At 66.0% G+C, this 20,620-nt stretch carries 19 protein-coding genes; 4 read left to right on the top strand and 15 right to left on the bottom strand.

Annotated elements, in window-relative coordinates; genetic code table 11:
- Window positions 1–21 precede the first annotated feature (21 nt).
- Complete coding sequence (locus ACGRVM_RS00825) at window positions 22–519, top strand: TRAP transporter small permease subunit (protein ID WP_377169653.1); 498 nt, start codon at window positions 22–24, stop codon at window positions 517–519.
- Window positions 516–2,066, top strand: coding sequence for a TRAP transporter large permease (locus ACGRVM_RS00820; protein WP_377169656.1), 1,551 nt, complete (start codon window positions 516–518; stop codon window positions 2,064–2,066). Before ACGRVM_RS00825 ends, ACGRVM_RS00820 begins: the two co-directional genes overlap by 4 nt.
- 88 nt (window positions 2,067–2,154) lie before the next feature.
- Here the strand turns inward: ACGRVM_RS00820 and ACGRVM_RS00815 are convergent, their stop codons facing one another.
- The 15 genes from ACGRVM_RS00815 to bchF form a co-directional block, all read right to left on the bottom strand.
- A complete protein-coding gene (locus ACGRVM_RS00815) occupies window positions 2,155–2,613 on the bottom strand; it encodes a c-type cytochrome (protein WP_377169658.1) in 459 nt (152 codons plus the stop codon).
- 100 nt (window positions 2,614–2,713) lie between these two features.
- Window positions 2,714–3,928 (bottom strand): 5-aminolevulinate synthase, encoded by a 1,215-nt coding sequence (gene hemA, locus ACGRVM_RS00810; protein ID WP_377169660.1) that lies wholly within the window; start codon window positions 3,926–3,928, stop codon window positions 2,714–2,716.
- Window positions 3,918–4,745 carry a putative photosynthetic complex assembly protein PuhE gene (gene puhE / locus ACGRVM_RS00805; RefSeq protein WP_377169662.1) on the bottom strand — a complete coding sequence of 276 codons (828 nt, stop codon included), beginning with the start codon at window positions 4,743–4,745 and terminating at the stop codon, window positions 3,918–3,920. Before puhE ends, hemA begins: the two co-directional genes overlap by 11 nt.
- Entirely contained in the window at window positions 4,745–5,875 is a 1,131-nt protein-coding gene (acsF, locus tag ACGRVM_RS00800; protein ID WP_377169664.1) for a magnesium-protoporphyrin IX monomethyl ester (oxidative) cyclase, read from the bottom strand. Before acsF ends, puhE begins: the two co-directional genes overlap by 1 nt.
- Window positions 5,872–6,168, bottom strand: coding sequence for a hypothetical protein (locus tag ACGRVM_RS00795; protein ID WP_377169666.1), 297 nt, complete (start codon window positions 6,166–6,168; stop codon window positions 5,872–5,874). The genes acsF and ACGRVM_RS00795 overlap by 4 nt, the downstream gene beginning before the upstream one ends.
- Window positions 6,169–6,191: 23 nt before the next feature.
- A complete protein-coding gene (gene puhC / locus ACGRVM_RS00790; RefSeq protein ID WP_377169668.1) occupies window positions 6,192–6,677 on the bottom strand; it encodes a photosynthetic complex assembly protein PuhC in 486 nt (161 codons plus the stop codon).
- A 5-nt stretch (window positions 6,678–6,682) separates the two neighbouring features.
- Window positions 6,683–7,309 (bottom strand): photosynthetic complex putative assembly protein PuhB, encoded by a 627-nt coding sequence (gene puhB / locus ACGRVM_RS00785; protein ID WP_377169670.1) that lies wholly within the window; start codon window positions 7,307–7,309, stop codon window positions 6,683–6,685.
- Between the two features lie 25 nt (window positions 7,310–7,334).
- Window positions 7,335–8,108: a photosynthetic reaction center subunit H gene (gene puhA / locus ACGRVM_RS00780; protein WP_377169672.1), complete on the bottom strand. Its 774-nt coding sequence runs from the start codon at window positions 8,106–8,108 to the stop codon at window positions 7,335–7,337.
- A gap of 19 nt (window positions 8,109–8,127) precedes the next feature.
- The gene (locus tag ACGRVM_RS00775) at window positions 8,128–9,555 is read right to left on the bottom strand and encodes an MFS transporter (protein WP_377169674.1); all 1,428 of its coding nucleotides are present in this window, start codon (window positions 9,553–9,555) and stop codon (window positions 8,128–8,130) included.
- Window positions 9,552–10,244 carry a magnesium protoporphyrin IX methyltransferase gene (gene bchM / locus ACGRVM_RS00770; protein WP_377169676.1) on the bottom strand — a complete coding sequence of 231 codons (693 nt, stop codon included), beginning with the start codon at window positions 10,242–10,244 and terminating at the stop codon, window positions 9,552–9,554. The genes ACGRVM_RS00775 and bchM overlap by 4 nt, the downstream gene beginning before the upstream one ends.
- Window positions 10,244–11,140, bottom strand: a complete 897-nt coding sequence (gene bchL / locus ACGRVM_RS00765) for a ferredoxin:protochlorophyllide reductase (ATP-dependent) iron-sulfur ATP-binding protein (RefSeq protein WP_377169678.1) — start codon at window positions 11,138–11,140, stop codon at window positions 10,244–10,246. The genes bchM and bchL overlap by 1 nt, the downstream gene beginning before the upstream one ends.
- Before the next feature lie 18 nt (window positions 11,141–11,158).
- Window positions 11,159–14,701: a magnesium chelatase subunit H gene (locus ACGRVM_RS00760; protein WP_377169680.1), complete on the bottom strand. Its 3,543-nt coding sequence runs from the start codon at window positions 14,699–14,701 to the stop codon at window positions 11,159–11,161.
- Window positions 14,691–16,202, bottom strand: a complete 1,512-nt coding sequence (bchB, locus tag ACGRVM_RS00755; protein ID WP_377169682.1) for a ferredoxin:protochlorophyllide reductase (ATP-dependent) subunit B — start codon at window positions 16,200–16,202, stop codon at window positions 14,691–14,693. The genes ACGRVM_RS00760 and bchB overlap by 11 nt, the downstream gene beginning before the upstream one ends.
- Entirely contained in the window at window positions 16,199–17,494 is a 1,296-nt protein-coding gene (locus tag ACGRVM_RS00750) for a ferredoxin:protochlorophyllide reductase (ATP-dependent) subunit N (protein ID WP_377169684.1), read from the bottom strand. The genes bchB and ACGRVM_RS00750 overlap by 4 nt, the downstream gene beginning before the upstream one ends.
- On the bottom strand, window positions 17,491–17,979 hold the full coding sequence (gene bchF, locus ACGRVM_RS00745) for a 2-vinyl bacteriochlorophyllide hydratase (RefSeq protein WP_377169686.1): 489 nt from the start codon (window positions 17,977–17,979) through the stop codon (window positions 17,491–17,493). The genes ACGRVM_RS00750 and bchF overlap by 4 nt, the downstream gene beginning before the upstream one ends.
- A 406-nt stretch (window positions 17,980–18,385) precedes the next feature.
- Here bchF and ACGRVM_RS00740 point away from each other — a divergent pair, with 406 nt between their 5' ends.
- Window positions 18,386–19,060 (top strand): cobalamin B12-binding domain-containing protein, encoded by a 675-nt coding sequence (locus tag ACGRVM_RS00740; protein ID WP_377169688.1) that lies wholly within the window; start codon window positions 18,386–18,388, stop codon window positions 19,058–19,060.
- A 90-nt stretch (window positions 19,061–19,150) separates the two neighbouring features.
- Window positions 19,151–20,566 carry a transcriptional regulator PpsR gene (gene ppsR / locus ACGRVM_RS00735; protein WP_377169691.1) on the top strand — a complete coding sequence of 472 codons (1,416 nt, stop codon included), beginning with the start codon at window positions 19,151–19,153 and terminating at the stop codon, window positions 20,564–20,566.
- The last annotated feature ends 54 nt before the right edge of the window (window positions 20,567–20,620 follow it).

Raw genomic sequence — 20,620 nt, 5'->3', positions numbered from 1 at the left:
CATCTGACCCGAGGGGCACCCATGATCCGCATCGCCGCCGCGATCGACAGTCTCAACACCTGGGTCGCGCGACTCGTTCGATGGCTCGCACTTTTCATGGTGCTGATCCAGTTCGCCATCGTGGTCGGGCGCTACGTCTTCGGCGTGAATTCCATCGCCGCGCAGGAAAGCGTGCTCTACCTTCACGCCACGCTCTTCATGCTGGGCGCGGGCTATACGCTTCTGGTGGACAAGCATGTGCGCGTCGACGTTTTCTTTGCCAAGCTGAGCGCGGCGAACCAACGGCGCATCGACATTTTCGGGCATATGTTCCTGTTGCTGCCGTCGATGGCGGCGCTGCTCTACTGGTCCTGGCCATCGGTGCGCAACTCATGGAGCATTCTCGAAGGCCCCATTTCGGTCGGCGGGATCGAGGCGGTCTTCCTGCTCAAGTCGCTCATTCCCGCCTTCTGCATCCTCGTCATGCTGCAATCCGTCGCGCTGCTGATCGGGCTGCTCACGCCGAAAGCGCGCCCATGACCGAATATCTCGACCTCATCATGTTCGCGGCCCTCATGGTCGCCATTCTCTCGGGCTTTCCGGTCTCGTTCAGCATCGCGGGCGTCGGCATCGTCTTCGCCTATCTCGGCTGGGCGCTCGGAGTGATGGACATCTCGCTTCTCGGCTCGATGGGGCAGCGCGTCTTCGGCCTCATCAGCAACCAGGTGCTGATCGCCATTCCGCTCTTCGTGCTGATGGGTGCGCTTCTGGAGAAAAGCCGCATCGCCGAGGAGTTGCTGGACACGATGGGCCGACTTTTCGGTCAGCTTCGCGGCGGGCTCGGAATTTCGGTGGTTCTTGTCGGCGCCCTCCTCGCGGCCTCGACCGGCATCGTGGGTGCGACGGTGGTGGCGATGGGCATGATCGCCCTGCCCACCATGCTGCGCGCGGGCTACAATCCGCGCGTGGCGAGCGGGATCGTCTGCACGGCAGGCACGCTCGGCCAGATCATTCCACCCTCGACGCTGCTCATCATCCTCGCCGACGTCATGTCGAACGCCTTTCAGCAGGCGCAATACGAGCAGGGCAAATTCGCGGTAGAGGCGCTGTCGGTCGGCCAGTTCTTCGCGGCCGCCATCGTGCCGGGGCTGGTGCTGGTCTGTCTCTATCTCGTCTATATCCTGACGCGCGGTGTGCTTCGACCCGGCGAGATGCCGCCCGCCGCGTTCGATCAGCCGAAGCCGGACCATAACGAGGTGATCGGCGCCATCATTCCACCCATCCTGCTGATCTTCGCCGTGCTGGGCGCCATCCTCGGCGGCATCGCCACTCCGACCGAGGCGGCCTCCGTCGGCGCCATAGGCGCGCTTCTCATGGCCGGCATACGGCTGGGCGTCAGCCGAAAGCTCATCATGCTGGGCACCGCCGCGCTGGTGGTCTTGGGTATTCTCGCCGGGCTCTTTCCGGTGCGCCTTCAGCGCAGCGATCTCGAGCTGGGCTCCTATATCGCGGGCGGCGTCTACATCCTTCTGGCGCTTGGCGGCGGCATCGCCATCGCCCTTGCCCTGCGCTCGGCATTGCGCGCGGAGGTGGTGCAGGAAGCGATCGGCTCGACGCTCACGATGACGGCGATGATCTTCGCCACGATCCTCGCGGCGGGCATCTTCTCTCTCGTCTTCATCGGCCTCGGTGGGGAGGACCGCGTCGCGCGCCTACTGCTAAGCATGCCCGGCGGCGCGACCGGCGCGCTCGTCTTCAGTATGGCCTTCATCTTCGTGCTGGGCTTCTTCCTCGATTTCGTCGAGATCTCAGTGATCCTTCTGCCGCTGCTCGTGCCGCCGCTCATCGTGATGGGGCATGACCCGATCTGGCTCGGCATCCTGATCGCGATCAACCTCCAGACGTCCTTTCTGACGCCGCCGTTCGGCTTCTCGCTCTTCTATCTGCGCGGTGCGGCACCCAAGGAGGTCACAACGGGCCATATCTACGCGGGCGTCTTGCCCTTCATCGGGCTGCAGGCCATGGGCGTGCTGCTCATCTGGTTTCTGCCGAGCCTTGCGACATGGCTTCCCGCTCTCATCTTCTGAGCGCTGAGCGAGTCGGATGCCTCCCGCCGCCAATCGCACAAAAAATGCCCGGCGCGCGCGCCGGGCATTTCGTTCGAAACCTTGAGGCCTATTCGGCTGCCTTGGTCTCCTCGCCCTCCGCCGGGCCGAGCGAGGCGAGGTAGGCATAGACGTTCCGGGCATCTTCCTCGGAGCCGAGCTTGTAGGCCATCTTGCCGCGGGCGCGGTTGTTGTCGAGCTCCTCGCGCAGCCAGCCAGTCGGGTCCTGCACGTAGCCGACGAAATTCTCCTCGTCCCAGACCGCGCCGCCTTCGCCCAGCTCGACGAGCGCGTCGCTGTAGCGGAATTCGGGATAGGTGCCCAAGGTGCGCATCGCGATGCCGTAAAGGTTCGGGCCGACCTTGCCGTTGCGACCGGCGAGCGTCTCGCCCGCTTCGTTCTCGACGACGTGGCAGGCGGCACATTGCTTGAAGACGCCTTCGCCGGCTTCGGCGTCGCCGCTGGCCATGTCCTGAGCGAAGGCCGGTGTTGCCAGCAGGACCGAGGTGATTGCGAGTGATCTGATCATTTGGGTTTTCCTCCCTTTGGGGTACGCGAAGTGGTGTTTGAGAGTTGAGCTAGGGCGGATTGCCGCAAGGGAAACCCTTTCGGCCGGGTGCCGCCCACGCTCAGGCGACGGCGCGCGAAATCGCGCATTGCTTCCAGAGCATGACGAGCGCGCTCATCAGGTAATCGATATCGGCGTCGCTATGGAGCGGCGACGGCGTGAAGCGCAATCGCTCGGTGCCCTTGGGCACTGTGGGATAGTTGATCGGCTGCACGTAGATCCCCCAATCCTCCATCAGCGTGTCGGCCAGCATCTTCGTCTTGACCGGATCCTTGATGAGAACCGGGATGATATGGCTCTCGTTATGCATATGCGGGATGCCCGCCGCGTCGAGCCGCGCGCGCAGCGCCGCGACCTGCCGGCGCTGCTGCATCCGCTCGAAGCTCGACAGCTTGAGATGCGCGATTGAGGCGCGCGCGGCGGCCGCGATGGCGGGCGGCAGGGCCGTGGTGAAGATGAAGCCGCTCGCGAAGGAGCGGATGAAATCGCACAGCGCGGCCGAGCCGGTGATATAGCCGCCGACGACGCCGAAGGCCTTGCCCAGCGTGCCCTCGATCAGCGTGATGCGGTGGGCCAGCCCCTCGCGCTCGGAAATGCCGCCGCCGCGCGGCCCGTAGAGGCCCACGGCGTGCACCTCGTCGAGATAGGTCATGGCGCCGTATGTCTCGGCCAGTTCCACGATCTCGAGCATCGGGCAGATGTCGCCATCCATCGAATAGACCGACTCGAAGGCGATGATCTTGGGCACGTGGGCGGGCAGCGACCGCAGCTTGGCCTCGAGATCGGCGACGTCGTTGTGCTTCCAGAGAATTTTGGTCGCGCGCGAATGCCGGATCCCCTCGATCATGCTGGCATGGTTGCCCGCATCCGAAAGGATCACGCAATCCTTGAGCCGGCTTCCCAGCGTCGAGAGCGCCGCCCAGTTCGACACGTAGCCCGAGGTGAAGAGAAGCGCCGCCTCCTTGCCGTGCAGATCCGCAAGCTCGGCCTCGAGCAGCAGATGGTCGTGGTTCGTGCCCGAGATGTTGCGCGTGCCCCCTGCCCCGGTTCCGCAGCGCTGCACGGCCTCGCACATGGCGCCCATCACCTTGGGATTCTGGCCCATCCCCAGATAATCGTTCGAGCACCAGACCGTGACGTCCCGCACCCCGTCCTTGCCGTGGCTGGCGGCGCGCGGAAACTTGCCGCATTTGCGCTCCAGCTCGGCGAAGACACGGTAATTGCCCTCGGCCTTGAGCGCATCGAGCTGCGATTGAAAGAGCGTGTCAAAGTCCATGGGTCTTGCCTTCTTTCTGAATCGGTCGGGACGGCGAGGGAAGCATCCAGCGCCAGAGTTTCGCATCGGGCAGCGGCACGACCATCAGCCAGTGCTCGGCCAGTGCCAGCGCCGAGAGCGCGGTCAAGAGCGTGGCCGCGACGATCGCCGGATCGCTTTCGGCCAGCCAGAGCTGGCGCAGGAAACAGGCCACGGCGAAGCTGAGCACGGTGATCGAGACGGGAAAGATCAGCGTGACGGGGCCTTGCCGGAAGTAGCTCGGCAAATGGGCCAGAGGCTTCGGCACGAATTCGGTATTGATGCGCGGCGCCCCGGCAAAGAGGTTCAGCTTGGCCGAAATGCGCGCGATGAAGAGAATAAGATAGGTCCAGAGCGCGGTCTCGCCGCCCGGCCCGTTCGCCTGCCCCGCGCCCTGCCATATGCCGAGCGCCGCGACGGCCAAAAGCCCCGCCAGCAAGGCCAGTTCGTGATGAGCGACGGTGCGCCAAGCGCGGACGAACCGCGCGAGCGGCGCGATGCGCTCCGGGCAGGCGCGCCGCTCGGGGCCGGTGATGACGCCCGACAGGAACGCGAGCTCGATCCATGCCCAGATCGCGAGCGCGCCCAGGAACCCCGAATAGACACCGGCGATGCCCGGCCCGGCCGTGCCGATCATGGCGCATCCCAGCACCAGGAGCGGCAGGCCGAGAGCGGTATTCGCCACGTGCGCCGCGCGCCCGTGCCTTTCGGCCCGGCGCACGGCGACGAGGATCGCCCCAGTGGAGAACCACCAGACGAAAAGGGCCACGAAGGCCGCGATCCAGATTTCGGCGGCCATCAGTATGCGGGCTCCAATCGGCTGGTTGCGGGGATCTCGTTCGGGATGACCGGGATCGAATAGAGACCCGCGAAGGCGAGCGTCGCCTTGGCCATGCCCGCGATCCGCGATGCCGTGCCGGCGATCCCGCCCCGCGCCTTGCCCGTGGCGACCTGCACCGACGCGCGCTCGAGCCGGTCGAGATTTGGGCGCCAGCGCGGATGGTCGATGTCGAGCGTGAAGGGGAACGCCTGTTTCGAGATTTCCGACGTCTTGCGGAAGACCTCCTGACCATACCAGGTCACATCGACGCCCAGCGCATCGTGAAAGACCGGGCGCTGATGATCGCGCACCCACATCGTGCCGTAGACCGCCGTCAGGAAGAACTTGATCCAGAGCCGGTTGCCGAAGCTCTGCGTCAGCCTGGGGTCGGTGCGCAGCAAGAGCGCGAAGGCCTCGCCGTGGCTGAACTCGTCATTGCACCATTCGCGGAACCATTTGAAGATCGGGTGGAACCGATGCTCGGGATGCGCCTCGAGATGGCGGAAGATCGTGATGTAGCGCGCATATCCGATCTTTTCGCTCAGATACGTGGCGTAATAGATGAATTTCGGTCGGAAATAGGTGTATTTCTTCTGCCTCGTCAGAAATCCGAGGTTCACGGCGATGCCCGCCTCGCGCAGCGCGTCGTTTATGAAGCCCGCATGGCGGGCCTCGTCGCGGGCCATCAGCTGAAAGAGCGTCGTGATATCCTCGTTCGAGCCGCGCCGCTTCATCTCCTTGTAGAGCACGCAGCCCGAGAATTCGGCGGTGCAGGAGGAAATCAGGAAGTCGATGAACTCGCGCCTGAGCCTCGGCTCCATTCCCTCCCAATCGACATCGTCCCAGTCCTCGTTCTTTTTGAAATGGCCTCGGTTGGGATCGGCCTTCATGGCGGCGATCAGCCTGTCCCATTCCTCGCGGACGGGGCTGACGTCGATCGCGTCCATCTCGTCGAAGTCGGTGGTGTAGAAACGCGGCGTCAGCAGGGTGTTCTGCATGGCCACGTCGGTGGCCGCCTCGTTGCTGAGGGGCGGCAGGGCCTCCTGGCGCGCGATCGCCTCTTCGGCGGTGGCCGCGGTGGAGGAATGCAGCGGTGTGGGCGCGTTCATGACATCACCTCCTCGGAGAACGAGAATTCGCAAAGCTCCATGAACTCGAAATCGCCGGTGGCGCGCGTCCAGATCTGCTCGAGCCTGCTCGCGCGGGTGATGGTCGCCTCGCGCCGCTCCTCGACGATCTCGCCGTAGGGGGCCATGATCTCGGCGCCATGCACGAGCACGCTGTCACCGGGATGGATGATCGCGCCGTTGTCGAAGCGCAGATGCGCGCTCAGCTCCTCGAAGCGGTGCGACACGGTGACGGTGCAGGGTGCCGTTTCTTTCTCTCTGAAGATCAGTCCCATCAGGTTCCCTCCTTTGATGGTGTTCAGTCGACCAGCCTGGCGAAGGCGGCGACGTTATCTGCTCCATAGCCGATCAGCTCGATGGACCAGTCGGTGGTGGTATCTTGGACGGCGATGTTGCCGTTCTCGCGCCGGATGACGCGCACGGGGGCGGTGTCGGGCAGTCCGGCGGTGAGGCGATGGCGCGCCAGCACGCGCCAGACCACGCCGATGAAGCCGGCCTTCTCGTCCGACGACTGCGCGATCGTCCGCCCCTGCGCGTCGAGCACCGTCACGGCGCCCTCGCGCGTGCCGACGAGGCGTATCTCGCGCTCGGCGGCAATGGGCGCCTCGACCAGAAGGCCGGATTTGTGCGCGCCCGAGAGTTGCGCATAGGCGGCGAGGCTGAGCGTCAGCCCCATCAGCGAGAACATGGCGATCACCATGATGCGCGGGACCAGCTCGCGCTCGGGCGCGGCCTTCATGCGCGGGGTGCGGCGCTCGGTGGATCTGATGTCGGTGACGGTCATGGCATTCACTCCGCTGCGATCGCTGTTTGCGGGCGGCGCGCGATCTGCGGCGCCGATGTGCGGATTTCGGCTGCTTCGGCGAAGATCTCGGCCACATGGGCGGCATTCGGGATGCAGCGCAGCGCGGGCTGGGTGCGGGCCATGTACCAGGGCCGCACATGCGGCCATGTCATGAGGTATGACAGGCGCGTGCCCCCCAGAAGCTCGAAGGCTATGGTGCCGTGGCCCGAGCGCTTCCGTTCGAGGCTGGCGCTGCCGATCTGCGTGTAGGGCAGATTGAGCGTCATGGTGAGCGCGGCCCCGATGCGCATGCCCACCCGCTTGTTGGTGAGCGTGTAGACCGTCGAGCGCGCCGAGATCGCGGCGAGCCCCAGAAGGATGAGGCAGCAGAGCGCGCCGATCACCACGAAGGGCACCGCATGCGTCATCGCCTCGCCGAGCGGGAGCTGCGTCGACGACACGCCCACACGCCAGACCGCGAGAAGCGTGAAATAGCCCGCGATCCAGTTCAGCTTCCACGCCTCGCGCGCCAGCCGCCATGTCGAGGGTCTGCCCTGCCACAGGATATGCTCGCCCTCGGGCAGCGCCTCGGGCAGGCCCTTCACCGGTTCGAACTTGAAATCGTCGTGCATGACAGTCCCTCCCTTGGGCGATCGGTCAGAGTTGCGCCTCGAGCCTCTTGGGGTCGGCATAGAGCGTGCCGCCGCCATACCAGGCCATGATCTTCTCCTCTTCGAGCAAGGTGATCTTGTCCTTGGCCTTGATATTGGGCACCCCGGCGAATTGCGCCGCATAGAGCGAGCGCACGGTGACCCGGTCGCTCTTGATGCGGCACATGTTGATGGGGATGAGGCGCGTCTCGCCCGAGCCTTCGGGATTGAGATCGACCACGAGGTAGCGCACCATGCTTTCGGGCACGTCGATCCACATGTCGATGATGCGCCCGATCACCTCGCCATCGCCGGTGACGACCGCCTTGCCGCGCGGATCGCGGCCCGCGCTCACATGAAATTCCGGCAAGGTGGACATCGGCCTGATTTTCACATGGCCGTGCCCGTCGAGTTCGGGCACATCGCGCCGGTTCGCCCATGAGGCGGGGCCGACACCATCGACCATCGGATCGCCCGTCGGCACATAGGGAGAGCCCGCCCCTTCGGACGAGCGCTCGAGCGCCAGTTTCTCGCGGTCGCTGCGCTGGCCCGACGGCACGCTGACCTCGCCGCGCCCGTGCGGCAGCTTGAACGTCTTGTCCTTGGGCAGCGAGAAAAGCCCCTCGCGCGGCTTGCCATGCCCCGTCTCGTCGATCTGGGGATAGCCTTCGCGCATGTTCTCGGTCTGCAGATAGTAGACCAGCAGCGCGAAGAAGATCCAGAAGCTCCAGATCGCGGCGCTCGCCAGATCGAAGTCTCCGAAGAATGTTTCACCGACCATGATCATGTCCCCCTTTGGGTTACGTCGGAAAATCCGCGAGCCCGATCGGGCCCGTGGATTTGCGGAATGCCCGGACACGCACCAGCGGCCCGAGGGCGATGAGCGTGACGAAGAGCAGGTAAATCTCGAGGTGATAGACGAAGGAATAGCCCGTGGCCGGCGTGGCCAGCGCCTCGCCCAGCGCGCCGGACATGGCCGCCGCGCCCACCAGATCGCGCAGCGCGCCGCCCGCAAAGATGGCAAGCCCCGCCGCCGTTGCCTGCGCCGCACCCCATGCGCCGAGCGCGAGGCCCCGGTCGGCCGTGCCGTGCGAGACCATCGTCATCGCGGCGTTGAGCGTCGCGACGGCGAAAAGACCGCCGCCGAAGCCGATGCCCGCCGCGCCGAGGAAGAAGACGGCGGCCGAGCCGAGCGGATCGGCGAAGATCACCGCCGAGAAGCCCGCCAGCCCCGCAAGGACGCCCCGCGCCGCGATCCGGTAGGGATCGCGCGACTGCGAAAGCCAGCGCGCGGCGAGGCCGAAGGCCAAAAGCGCGCCCGTGGCCCATACCGCCGTCAGAAGCGTCGTCGCCGAGACGCTGAGGCCGAGGATCTCGCCGCCGAAGGGCTCGAGCAGGATGTCCTGCATGTTGAAGGCCATCGTGCCGAGAAAGACCACGACCAGAAGCCGCCCCGCATCGCCGCCCGACATGAAATCGGCCCAGGCGTCGCGGAAGAGCGGGCGCGGCGCCGCGCGCTCGGCCTGCGTCATCGGCTTGATCTTCTCCTGTTTCCAGAGGGCCAGCAGGTTCAGCGCGATGGTCATCACCGCGGCGCCCTGCACCACCTGAATGAGCCGCAATTCGCTGAAATCGCGCAGGAGCGTTCCGAGAATGATCGACGAGAGCAGCATGCCGAGGAGGAACATCACGTAGAGAAGCGCCACGACGCGCGGGCGTGTTTCGTCATCGGCGCGGTCGGCGGCCAGCGCGAGGCCGGCGGTCTGGGTCATGTGCATGCCGATGCCGGTCAGAAGAAAGGCGAGCCCCGCCCCCAGCTCGGCGATGAAGGGCACGTCGATGGCCTGCCGCCCGGTGAAGAGGACGAGGCCCATCGGCATGATGGCAAGGCCCCCGAACTGCCAGAGCGTGCCGAACCAGAGATAGGGCACCCGCTTCCAGCCGATGGCCGAACGGTGATTGTCAGACCGAAAGCCCAGCAGCGCGCGGAACGGCGCCGAGAGGACCGGGATCGCGATGAAGAAGGCCACGATCATCGCCGGAACGGATAATTCGACGATCATCACGCGGTTGAGCGTGCCGAGCAGCAGAACCGCCGCCATGCCGACCGACACCTGAAAGAGCGACAGGCGCAACAACTGCGCCATGGGCAGCCCCTCGCTCGCCGCATCCGCGAAAGGCAGCATGCGCGAGGTCAGCCCTTTCAGAGATCCGGCGCGAAAAATCATGGGCGGAACTCCAGGGCCGAGGAAATGTAGAAGCCTGAATTGACACGCTCGATCTGGCGCAGATTGCCCTGCACTTCGGCGCGCCGCATCGCGCGGGCGATGCCCTTGACGCTGTGCGGCACCATCGTGGGCGAGCGGTCGGCGCGCGGGAAGACCTGCCCCACGCGCCACATCGCCATCAGAAGCGGCGTGCGCGGCGCGAGGGTGAAAACGAAGCTTTCGGCAAGGCGCGGCGCGAGCCGACCGAGGCAGCCCGCGATATCGGCGGCTCCGTAATAGATCATGCTGTCCATCGCCATCGCATGGTCGAAGTGACCCAGCTCGGGCGTGAGCATATCGCCCGCGCGGAACTCGATCCGGCCCGGCAGACCCTCGGGCTGGCGGCGCCGCGCGATGTCGATCAGCGCGGGCGAGATGTCGATGGCGACCACATCCGCGCCGCGCGCGGCGAGCGCGACGGCCAGCGCCCCGGTCCCGCAGCCCGCATCGAGGATGCGCGCGCCGGTCAGATCCTGCGGCAGTTGCGCCAGCATCAGATCGCGCATCCTGTCGCGCCCAGCGCGCACCGTGGCGCGGATACCCGAGACCGGCGCGTCCGAGGTCAGCCGCTCCCATGTGCGGGTCGCGGTGCGGTCGAAATACTGCTCGACCCGCGCCCGCGTGCTTTCATATGTCTGCGCGCCCGCCATCAGTCGAACCCCAGAAGCTCGAAGATTTCGCGGTCGGGCAGCGGCGCGGGCGCCAGTGGCTCGGTCCCGTTCCAGAGCGTTTCGGCGAGGCGAATATACTCCTTGCGCACCTGCACGATCTCCTCGTCGTCCTCCATCTCGAAGAGGGTCTTCTTCTTGAGGCGCGAGCGGCGGATGGCATCCAGATCGGGCATATGCGCGATGCGGTTGAACCCCACGGTGCTGCAATAGCGGTCCACCTCGTCCGTCTCGCGCGAGCGGTTCGCGACGCAGCCCGCAAGCCGCACCTTGTAATTCTTGGACTTGGCCTGCACCGCCGCGATGATGCGGTTCATCGCATAGATGCTGTCGAAATCATTGGCCGTGACGATCAGCGCGCGGTCGGCGTGCTGCAAGGGCGCGGCGAAGCCGCCGCAGACCACGTCGCCCAGCACATCGAAGATCACGACGTCGGTGTCCTCCAGCATGTGGTGCTGTTTCAGCAGCTTGACCGTCTGGCCGACGACATAGCCGCCGCAGCCTGTCCCGGCGGGCGGGCCGCCCGCCTCGACGCATTTGACGCCGTTGAACCCCTCGAAGACGAAATCCTCGGCCCGAAGCTCCTCGGGGTGGAAATCCACCTCCTTCAGGATGTCGATCACGGTGGGCACGAGCGTGCCCGTCAGGGTGAAGGTGCTGTCGTGCTTCGGATCGCACCCGATCTGGAGCACGCGCTTGCCCAGCATGGAAAACGCCGCCGAGAGGTTCGACGAGGTGGTCGATTTGCCGATGCCGCCCTTGCCGTAGACGGAAAAGACCTTGGCGCCGGTGATCGCGGCGCTCTCGTCCTGATGCACCTGCACCGAGCCCTCGCCGTCTTCGCCGCGCAGGATGGGTGGTGTCTTGTCGAGTGCCATCGTGGTCTCCTTCCGGGCCTATTCGGCCGCAATGCCTTCCAGCCGATCCTCGAGCGCGTGGGCCGCGTTCTGAAGGTCGGTCAACATGTCCGCGTCGGGGGTCCAGTAGGACCGATCGGATGCCTCGAGGAGGCGGTTCGCCATGCGCATCGAAGCGCGCGGGTTGAGTGCCGCCAGCCGCTCGCGCATCCCCTCGTCGAGAACGAACGTTTCGGTGAGGCGCCGGTAGACCCAGGGCTCCACCTGCCCCGCCGTCGCCGACCAGCCCATCGTGTTGGTGATATGCGCCTCGATCTGGCGCACGCCCTCATGGCCATGCTCGAGCAGCGCCTCGTAGAATTTCGGGTTGAGACTGCGCGAGCGCGTCTCGAGCGTGACCTGATCGGCCAGCGTGCGCACCTTCGTGCCGCCCAGCGTCTGGTCGCCGATATAGACGGGCGTGTCGGCCCCGCCCCGCGCGCGTTTCACCGCGCGGGCAATGCCGCCCAGCGTGTCGAAATAGTGATCCACCGAGGTCACGCCCAGCTCGACGCTCTCGAGGTTCTGGTAGGCCAGATCCACATCGCCCAGCGCGTTCTGCAAGAGCGCGGCGTTCTGCGCGGCCTTGCCATCTGTGCCGTAGGCGAAGGATTTGCGCGCCTGGTAGGCATCGGCCAGCTCGTCCTCGTCGCCGAAGGCCGAGCTGTCCACAAGGTGATTGACGTTCGAGCCATAGGCGCCCTCGGCATTCGAGAAGACGCGCAGCGCGGCGGTGCGCATGTCGCAGCCCATCTTCTCGGCATAGCCAAGGGCGTGGGCGCGGATGAAATTCCGCTCGACCGGCTCGTCGGCCTCGGCGCATTTCAGCGCGGCCTCTGCCAGCATCCGGGTCTGGAGCGGCAAGAGATCGCGGAAGATGCCCGAGAGCGTCATGATCACGTCGATGCGCGGGCGGCCCAGCAGATCCAGCGGGATGAGATCGGCGCCGGCGAGGCGCCCGTGCCCGTCGAAGCGCGGCGTGCAGCCCATCAGCGCCAGCGCCTGCGCGATCGGGCCGCCATCCGATTTGATGTTGTCCGACCCCCAGAGCACCAGCGCGACCGATTGCGGCAGCCCGTCATGCGCATCGAGAAGCGCCTGCGCCTGTTTCGCGCCATCCTGCATCGCGAAGGCGGTGGGCATGCGGAAGGGGTCGAAGGCATGGATGTTGCGGCCCGTCGGCAGGATCGCGGCGTTGCGGATCAGATCGCCTCCGGGCACCGGCGCGACGAACCGCGCCGAGAGCGCGCGCATCAGCCCGTCAAGCTCGCTCTGCTGGCCGAGCAATGTCTCGGCGCGGTTGCGCTCGGCTTCGCTTGCGTGGCTCATCAGCGCGATCATGTCGGCGCGCGCCTCGGCGCTCATCGGGCGCCCGACCACGTGCAGCCCGCTGGGAATGAGCGCCGCCTCGGTCTCGAGCAGTTTCAGCCAGAGCTTGCCGGGATCGGTGCCATCAAGATCGACGGCGGCGGCCTGATCGCGGATGAGCGTCTCGAGCTCGGGGCGCGTCGCCTCGGCCGCGTCCGTCTCGCGCCAGCGTACGAGGCTGTCCTTGAGCGCCGCCAGTCCTTTGTACAGACCCGCCTGCGCCAAGGGCGGCGTGAGATGCGTCACCGTCACCGCGTTCGAGCGGCGCTTGGCCAAGGTCGCTTCGGAGGGGTTGTTGGCGGCATAGAGGTAGACGTTCGGCAGATCGCCGATGAGCCGGTCGGGCCAATCGGCGCCCGACAGCCCCGATTGCTTGCCCGGCATGAATTCGAGCGCGCCATGCATGCCGAAATGAAGCAACACATCGGCCTTCAGATCGTGCTTTAGCCAGTGATAGAAACCCGCGAAAGCATGGGTCGGCGCAAAGCCATGCTCGAACAGAAGGCGCATCGGATCGCCCTCGTAGCCGAAGCCCGGCTGAACGCCGACGAAGACATTGCCGAACTCGGCCCCGAGGATGAAGACGCCGCGCCCGTCCGACTGCACCTTGCCGGGCGCGGGGCCCCAGACGGCCTCGATCTCCTCGAGCCAGGGCGTCTCGGCCACGATCCGGTCGGCGGGCAGCATCGCGGCGATATTCGCCTCCTGCCCGTAAGTGGCCGAGTTGCCTTCCAGAACGGCGGCGCGCAGATCCTCGACGCACGCCGGAGGGGTCACGTCATAGCCCTCGGCCTGCATCCGCCGCAACGTGTTGAGAAGCGACTCGAAGACGCTGAGATAGGCTGCCGTGCCGATCGCGCCCGCGTTGGGCGGAAAGCCGAAGAGGACGATCGCGACCTTCTTCTCGGCATTCTTGGCGCGGCGCAGACGCGCCATCCGCGCGGTCTTGCGCGCGAGCGCGTCGATACGCTCGGGGCAAGGCGCCATCGCGCGGTCGACGCCGCGAGCGCGGCAGCGATGGGCGCAGCCGGTGCAGCCGTCGCCGGAATGCCGCCCGCCGAAGACCGTCGGACCCGACGCGCCGTCGATCTCGGGCAAGGCCACGAGCATGGTCGTCTCGACCGCGCCCAGCCCCTGCCGGGATGTCGCCCATTGGTCCAGCGTCTGGAACTCGAGCGGCTGGGCCGAGATATAGGGCACATCAAGCGCGCCGAGCGTGACCGCCGCCGCATCGCTGTCGTTATAGGCCGGTCCACCGACGAGGCTGAACCCGGTGAGCGAGACAAGCGTGTCGATCCCCGCGAAATAGGCGTCCATCGCCGGACGCGCATCGAGCCCCCCGGCGAAGGCCGGAATGACGCGCAGCCCCTCGGCCTCGAGCCGGCGGATGACCGCGTCGTAATGCGCGGTATCGCCCGCAAGGATGTAGGAGCGGAGCATGACAAGCCCGACCGTGGGACGCCCCGGCGCGCCCTCGGGCAGGCTGGCGAGGTCGGTCGTGATGCGCTCCGGCAGATCGGGATGGTAAAGCCCCGTTTCGGGATATTCGACCGGCGCCGCCGCCCGCGTGCCGCGCCATTCGGGCCGCGAGGCGTAGCGCGAGGTCAGGCTGCGCACGAGGTTTTCGACATTGTCGTCCGAGCCGCCCAGCCAATACTGCATGCTCAGGAACCACTGGCGCAGATCCTGCGCCTTGCCGGGCACCAGCGCGAGGATCTTGGGCAGGCGGCGCAGCATCTTCATCTGCGTGGCCCCTGCCCCGCCCTTGCCCTTGGGCGCGGGGCGCAGTTTTTTCAGCAGCGTCATCGCGACCGAGGCAGGCTTCGACATGTCGAGCTCGCCCATACGCGTCAGCCGCACGATCTGGATATCGGCCACCATGCCGACGAAGGCGTCGCACTGGGCGCGGCGCGCGGTCAGGTCCGGCAGGATCGCGTTGATATGCTCCTCGAGGAAAAGGATGTTGACGATGAGGATATCGGCCCGCGCAATCGCGGCGCGCGTGTCGGCCAGCGCCTGCGGATCCTCGCCCCATTCGGCGGCGGCATGCACGCTGACGTCGAGGCCCGGATAATCGGCGACGAGGCGCGGCGAGACGCGCGCGGCGGGCCCCGCCGCGTGGCGGTCCAGCGTCACGATCACGACGCGGTAGGGATGGCTCATGTCATCGCGCATAATGGGCCTTGGCCTCGTAGAGCGTATCGACGCTGATTTCGCTGAGCTGCTTGGAAAGAGCGAAAGTCTCGGTGTTGCGGCGTGCCTTGCCGCGCACGAAAAAGGGGATTTTCCTGAGCTCGCGCTCGGCGGCGTCGAGCCAGATGACTTCGCCCTGCGGTGCGGCCTCGGGCGCGGGCACCTCGGGGGCCGCGTGCCCGCCATGATGGCTCGGCCCGGCGGCATCGTGAAATTCGAAATCCTCGCGGAACATGTGCAGAAGATGCTCCTCCAGCCCCATCACGAGCGGATGCACCCAGGTGTCGAAAATGACGTTCGCGCCCTCGAAGCCCACCTGCGGCGAGTAGCGCGCGGGAAAGTCCTGCACATGGACGGGCGCGGAGATGACGGCGCAGGGAATGCCGAGACGCTTGCCGATATGGCGCTCCATCTGCGTGCCGAGGATCATCTCGGGTTGCAGCGCCTCGATGGTGCGCTCGACCTCGAGATAATCGTCGGTGATGAGCGGATCGACATGAAATTCCTTCGCCAAGGCACGAATATCGCGCGCGAATTCTCGGTTGTAGCAGCCAAGTCCCGCCACCTCGAACCCCATCTCGTCGCGGGCGATCCGCGCGGCGGCGCGCACATGGGTGGCGTCCCCGAAGATGAAGACGCGCTTGCCGGTGAGGTACGTGCTGTCGACCGATCTGGCATACCACGGCAGGCGCAGGCGCGCTTCGTCCGCGCGGCAGGGCAGCCCGGTGATCCCAGCGACTTCGCTCAGAAAGTCGCGCGTGGCGCCGACGCCGATGGGCACGGTTTTCGTATAGCGCTGGCCATGCGCGCGCTCGAGCCAGCGGGCGGCGCTCTCGGCGGTCTCGGGGTAGAGCAGCACGTTGAAATGCGCGGCGCCGAGGCGGGCGATGTCGGCGGGCTCTGCATCCATCGGCGCGACGACATTCACGTCGATGCCGATATCGTGGAGCAGCGCCGTCAACTCGGTGATGTCGTCGCGGTGACGAAAGCCCAGCGCGGTCGGGCCGAGGATGTTGCAACTGATGCGCGCGCTGCGCTCCACCGGCGTCGCCAAGGCGCGCACGATCTGAAGGAAGGTCTCGTCCGCGCCGAAATTCTCCTTGCGCTGATAGCTCGGCAATTCGAGAGGGATCACCGGGATCGGAAGGCCCATCCGCTCGGCCAGCCCGCCCGGATCGTCCTGGATCAGCTCCGCCGTGCAGGAGGCGCCGACGATCATCGCCTGCGGCTCGAACCGCGCGAAGGCATCGCGGCAGGCATCCTGAAAAAGCTGCGCCGTGTCCGAGCCGAGATCGCGCGCCTGGAAGGTGGTGTAGGTGACCGGCGGGCGGTGGTCGCGCCGCTCGATCATGGTGAAGAGAAGGTCCGCATAGGTATCGCCCTGCGGCGCGTGCAGGACGTAATGCAGCCCCTTCATGGCCGTGGCGACGCGCATCGCGCCGACATGCGGCGGTCCTTCATATGTCCAGACGGCCAGCTTCATTCCGCCGCCTCCAATCTGCCGGAGAGGCTCGAGATCAGGCCCTTGCGGCGCAGCGGGCGCGAGAAGAGACCCGCGAGATCGCCGGCCTGCTCGTAGAAATGGACCGGCGTGAAGACGAGCTCGATCGCCCATTTCGTGGTCAGCCCCTCGGCCTCGAGCGGATTGGCGAGGCCGAGGCCGCAGACCGTGAGATCCGGGCGTAGGGCGCGCGCGCGCTCGAGTTGCAGATCGACGTCCTGCCCTTCCGAGATCACAGGCCCCGCCTCCATCAGGTCGAGATCGGGGCCGACGATGGCGTTGTGGATGAAGGGGCTTCCCACCTCGAGAGCCGTCATGCCGCATTCGCGGGTCAGAAACCGGGCCAGAGGGATCTCGAGCTGGCTGTCGGGAAAGAAGAAGACCGTCCGGCCCGCCAAGTGCTCGGCCGCCTGCGCGACGGCGCGGGCCGCACGGGCGCGGGGCGCGTCGGTGGCGGCGGCGAAGGCCGCGTCGCTCAGCCCGAATTCGTCCGCGATGGCGCGCAGCCAGGCGGTCGTGCCCGCCTCGCCGAAGGGAAAGGGCGCCGCGATATGCCGCGCGCCCCGCCGCTCGAGCGCGGCGCATGTATCGCCGAGGAAGGGCTGGGTCAGCGCGAAGACCGTGTTCGGGCCGACGGCGATGCCCGCCTCCATGCTCCGCGCGGGCAGGCAGCGCACCGTCTCGACGCCGATGTCGCGCAGAAGGGAGAGCATCTGGTCCTCGACCACATCGGGCAGCGCGCCGACGACCAGCAGCTCGCGGGCCTCGGTCGCGGGCAGCACCGGCACCATCGAGGCAAGGCAGGCATCCTCGCCCTGGGTGAAGGTCGTCTCGATGCCCGAGCCCGAGTAGTTCAGCACGCGCACCTTGGGCGCGTAGGTTTCTGTCAGGCGCTCGGCGGCGCGGGACAGGTCGAGCTTGATGACTTCCGAGGGGCAGGAACCCACGAGAAAGAGCTGGCGGATGTCCGGGCGGCGCTCCAGAAGGCGCGCGACCTCGCGGTCGAGCTCGTCATGCGCGTCGTTGAGGCCCGCAAGATCCCCTTCCTCGAGAATCGCCGTCGCGAATCGAGGCTCGGCGAAGATCATGACCCCCGCCGCCGATTGCAGCAGATGCGCGCAGGTCCGGCTCCCGACCACGAGAAAGAACGCATCCTGCATCTTGCGGTGGAGCCAGATGATGCCCGTGAGGCCGCAGAAGACCTCGCGCTGGCCCCGCTCCTTGAGCACCGGGGCGCTGCGGCATCCACCGCCGACAGGGGCGCCCGCGCTCATGTCAGCGCCGCCGATTGCAGCCGCGCCATGCGCAGCTTACGCAGGAACTGGCCCGCGTTGATCGCATAGGCGGCATAGGCCGCGAGCGCCAGCCACATGAGGGCGACGGGAGTCATGGCACCCGAGAAAAGTCCAACGATATAGGCCGTATGCAGGAAGATCACGGCAAAGCTGAACACGTCCTCCCAGAAGAAGGCGGGCGCGAAGAGGTACTGACCGAAGACCACCTTCTCCCAGATCGCGCCGGTCACCATGATGAGATAGAGCGCGGCCGTCTTCACGAGCACCGACAGCGTCGCCGCGGCATAGCCCTCGCCGGTCGAAAGATAGCGCAGCACCAGCACCAGCGAGACGAGGAAGATGGCGAATTGGGCGGGCGCCAGGATGCCCTGGACGAGGGTCCAGCGCGTGCCGTCGCGGCGCTTTCTCTGGTCCGCGGTGTAGAGCGGGCGGTGGCGCGAAGATGTGGTAGAATCGCGAAGCATTTCTGACCCTTACCAAGTTGCCTGAAACCCAGTTAAGCGCCGCCGGTGCGATGTGTCAACTTTGATTTACACATTGGATGTAACGCAAAACTCCCCCTCGAAAGCGCCGGTGGAAAATTGTCCAATGCGATCAATTGAATGCACCGCGCAGCGGATAGAAGCCGAGACCCACTGTCAATTTTCTTTGACATTTTACCGGATGCGTCGGATCATTCCTGCAACCTGGGATGATGCGACTGGCGCCTCACGACTTGAACGCAAGCATTGCGTCACGGGTTAGGGAGGGACTGCAACCATGAACGGGAAGTCCGATACACAGTCAGCGCGCCACACCGGATCTTCGCAAGGAACCGTCGGCAAGATCGCCGCGCATGCCTTGGGCGAGGTCGCACTCAGAGCCAAGGCCATGAGAGAGAACCCCGACGCCCGCAACATCGACATGCTCTTCGACGCCGCGATCAGCGACGATCCCCTCGCATGCAGCGTCGTCGCACACCGCATGATCGAGGACGGCGTGCTGCCGGAATACATCTGCGACGTCTACATCCCCGCCATCGCCCGCCGCATGGGCGACGACTGGTGCGAGGACGAAGCCTCGTTCAGCCTCGTGACCATCGGCACATCGCGCATGCAATTCCTTCTGCGCGAGATCGGGCCGGGCAGATCCGACGACCGGCGCTGGAACGCGAACGGCGATCAGGCCTCGGTCCTGCTGCTCCTGTCGCGGGATGCGAACCATACGCTTGGGGTGATGGTCCTCGCCGGTCAGCTTCGGCGGCTCGGCTTCTCGGTCAAGCTCTCCATCGGCGAGTCCACCGAGGATCTGATCGAGACGATGCTCGATCTCGAGTTCGACGCCGTTTTCGTCTCGGCCTGCATGACCGACGATCTGGAGGACCTGCGCGAGGTCGTTCAGGAAATCAAGGCGAATTCCAAGACGCCGCCCCCTATCATTCTGGGCGGCGTCGTCGTTGAAAAGGACGGGAACGCTCTCCATGTCACAGGTGTTGACAAGATAACGAATAAGCTTGAAGAGGCTCTCTCGTTTTGTAAGTTGAACCGCGGCACATTGTCCCGATAACGGAACATGTGTGATTTGCCACTCTGACGGCCGACCGATCCCAAGCCGACCGATCCGATCCGCCAGCCGACCAAAGGGACTGACTAGAGGATGACGTCTCGCGGGACAAAATACTGGAACAGCGGCGCCATTCCCTTGATCGGCCCCGATATTCTGGGCGACATCATCGCGTCACTGGCCGATCTGGCCATCGTCATCGACCCGAGCGGCAGCGTTCTGTCCGTCCTCAGCAACCCCGCCAACCGCAACTATTCCGACCTGAAATCATGGGAGCGGATGGATCTGCGCGAGGTTCTCACCTCCGAAAGCGTTCCGAAATTCGACCGCGCGCTGCGCGACTTTCTCGACGATGACGCCGTCGCGCGCCCGGTCGAGCTGAACCATTACGCCGACCAGAAGAAATGGCAGTTCCCGATCAGCTATTCGCTGCACGACATCGGCCCCGATCAGACCATCCTCATGCTGGGGCGCGACATGCGCCCCGTGGCCGAGATGCAGCAGCAGCTCGTCAAGGCGCAGATCGCGCTCGAGCGCGATTACGAGAGCCGCCGCGAATACGACACCCGCTTTCAGGTTCTGATGGGCCATGTCACCGATGCCGTGGTCTTCATCAGCATGACGGAAGGCCGCATCACCGAGTTGAACGGCGCCGCCGCCCGCATCCTCGGCAAGAAGCGCGAGAGCCTTCAGGGCGCGAGCCTCGCGCAGGAAATCAAGGGCGCCGCCCGCACCGAGCTGATGGATCGCCTGCTGGCCGCCGCGCAGGGCGACGGCGCGGCGGGTGTCGAGATCGAGGCGAGCCGCACGGGCGAGAAGATCCGCGTCGTGCCCACGCTCTTCCGCGCGGCGGGCGAGCGCATGCTCCTGTGCCGCCTCACCCCGATGGAGGGGCATGCGTTTCACGAGGACGACCACAGCCGCAATCTCATCGCGCTTTGCGAGACGGGATCGGACGGGATCGTCATGACCGATGGCGCGGGCGCCGTGACTTCGGCCAACGAAGCCTTCCTCAACCTCGTGGACGCCGCGGACGGGCGCAGCCTGCGCGGGCGCCAGATATCGGATTTCCTGTCGCGCGGGAATGTCGATCAGAAAGTCCTCATGGAGCATGCCGCCCGTGTCGGCAGCATGCGCCTCTACACCACCCGCGTCATCGGCGAATATGGCGGCCAGCGTCCGGTGACGATTTCGGCGACGCTCCTCTCGGACGGGCATACGCCCTGCTATGCCTTCGTCTTCCGCGATGCGCAGACGACCGAGCTTCCGCCCGCCGCAGGCCTGACCGCCACCGAGGAGGATGCCAAGCCCCTCAAGGAACTGGTCGGCAGCGCGACGCTCAAGGACATCGTCGCGCAGACGACCGACGTGGTCGAAAAGATGTGCATCGAGACGGCCATCGAGCTGACCGGCAACAACCGCGTCGCCGCCGCCGACATGCTCGGCCTTTCCCGGCAGTCGCTCTACGTCAAGCTGCGCAAATACGGGTTGCTGGCGAAGGACGGCTGACGTCCATCTGTAAGCTTTAGTTTACACTTGCCGACTCGCGGACTGTCATACTAT

Source organism: Roseovarius aquimarinus, from assembly GCF_043661195.1.
GTDB lineage: Bacteria > Pseudomonadota > Alphaproteobacteria > Rhodobacterales > Rhodobacteraceae > Roseovarius > Roseovarius aquimarinus.
The sequence above is the reverse complement of the archived record's forward strand: the minus strand, read 5'-3'. Positions and strand labels throughout refer to the sequence as shown.

Excerpts from the sequence above, each read along its gene's own strand:
- ACGRVM_RS00825 (WP_377169653.1), top strand. The coding sequence starts at position 22 with ATGATCCGCATCGCCGCCGCGATCGACAGTCTCAACACCTGGGTCGCG.
- ACGRVM_RS00820 (WP_377169656.1), top strand. The coding sequence starts at position 516 with ATGACCGAATATCTCGACCTCATCATGTTCGCGGCCCTCATGGTCGCC.
- ACGRVM_RS00815 (WP_377169658.1), bottom strand. The coding sequence starts at position 2,613 with ATGATCAGATCACTCGCAATCACCTCGGTCCTGCTGGCAACACCGGCC.
- hemA (WP_377169660.1), bottom strand. The coding sequence starts at position 3,928 with ATGGACTTTGACACGCTCTTTCAATCGCAGCTCGATGCGCTCAAGGCC.
- puhE (WP_377169662.1), bottom strand. The coding sequence starts at position 4,745 with ATGGCCGCCGAAATCTGGATCGCGGCCTTCGTGGCCCTTTTCGTCTGG.
- acsF (WP_377169664.1), bottom strand. The coding sequence starts at position 5,875 with ATGAACGCGCCCACACCGCTGCATTCCTCCACCGCGGCCACCGCCGAA.
- ACGRVM_RS00795 (WP_377169666.1), bottom strand. The coding sequence starts at position 6,168 with ATGGGACTGATCTTCAGAGAGAAAGAAACGGCACCCTGCACCGTCACC.
- puhC (WP_377169668.1), bottom strand. The coding sequence starts at position 6,677 with ATGACCGTCACCGACATCAGATCCACCGAGCGCCGCACCCCGCGCATG.
- puhB (WP_377169670.1), bottom strand. The coding sequence starts at position 7,309 with ATGCACGACGATTTCAAGTTCGAACCGGTGAAGGGCCTGCCCGAGGCG.
- puhA (WP_377169672.1), bottom strand. The coding sequence starts at position 8,108 with ATGGTCGGTGAAACATTCTTCGGAGACTTCGATCTGGCGAGCGCCGCG.
- ACGRVM_RS00775 (WP_377169674.1), bottom strand. The coding sequence starts at position 9,555 with ATGATTTTTCGCGCCGGATCTCTGAAAGGGCTGACCTCGCGCATGCTG.
- bchM (WP_377169676.1), bottom strand. The coding sequence starts at position 10,244 with ATGGCGGGCGCGCAGACATATGAAAGCACGCGGGCGCGGGTCGAGCAG.
- bchL (WP_377169678.1), bottom strand. The coding sequence starts at position 11,140 with ATGGCACTCGACAAGACACCACCCATCCTGCGCGGCGAAGACGGCGAG.
- ACGRVM_RS00760 (WP_377169680.1), bottom strand. The coding sequence starts at position 14,701 with ATGCGCGATGACATGAGCCATCCCTACCGCGTCGTGATCGTGACGCTG.
- bchB (WP_377169682.1), bottom strand. The coding sequence starts at position 16,202 with ATGAAGCTGGCCGTCTGGACATATGAAGGACCGCCGCATGTCGGCGCG.
- ACGRVM_RS00750 (WP_377169684.1), bottom strand. The coding sequence starts at position 17,494 with ATGAGCGCGGGCGCCCCTGTCGGCGGTGGATGCCGCAGCGCCCCGGTG.
- bchF (WP_377169686.1), bottom strand. The coding sequence starts at position 17,979 with ATGCTTCGCGATTCTACCACATCTTCGCGCCACCGCCCGCTCTACACC.
- ACGRVM_RS00740 (WP_377169688.1), top strand. The coding sequence starts at position 18,386 with ATGAGAGAGAACCCCGACGCCCGCAACATCGACATGCTCTTCGACGCC.
- ppsR (WP_377169691.1), top strand. The coding sequence starts at position 19,151 with ATGACGTCTCGCGGGACAAAATACTGGAACAGCGGCGCCATTCCCTTG.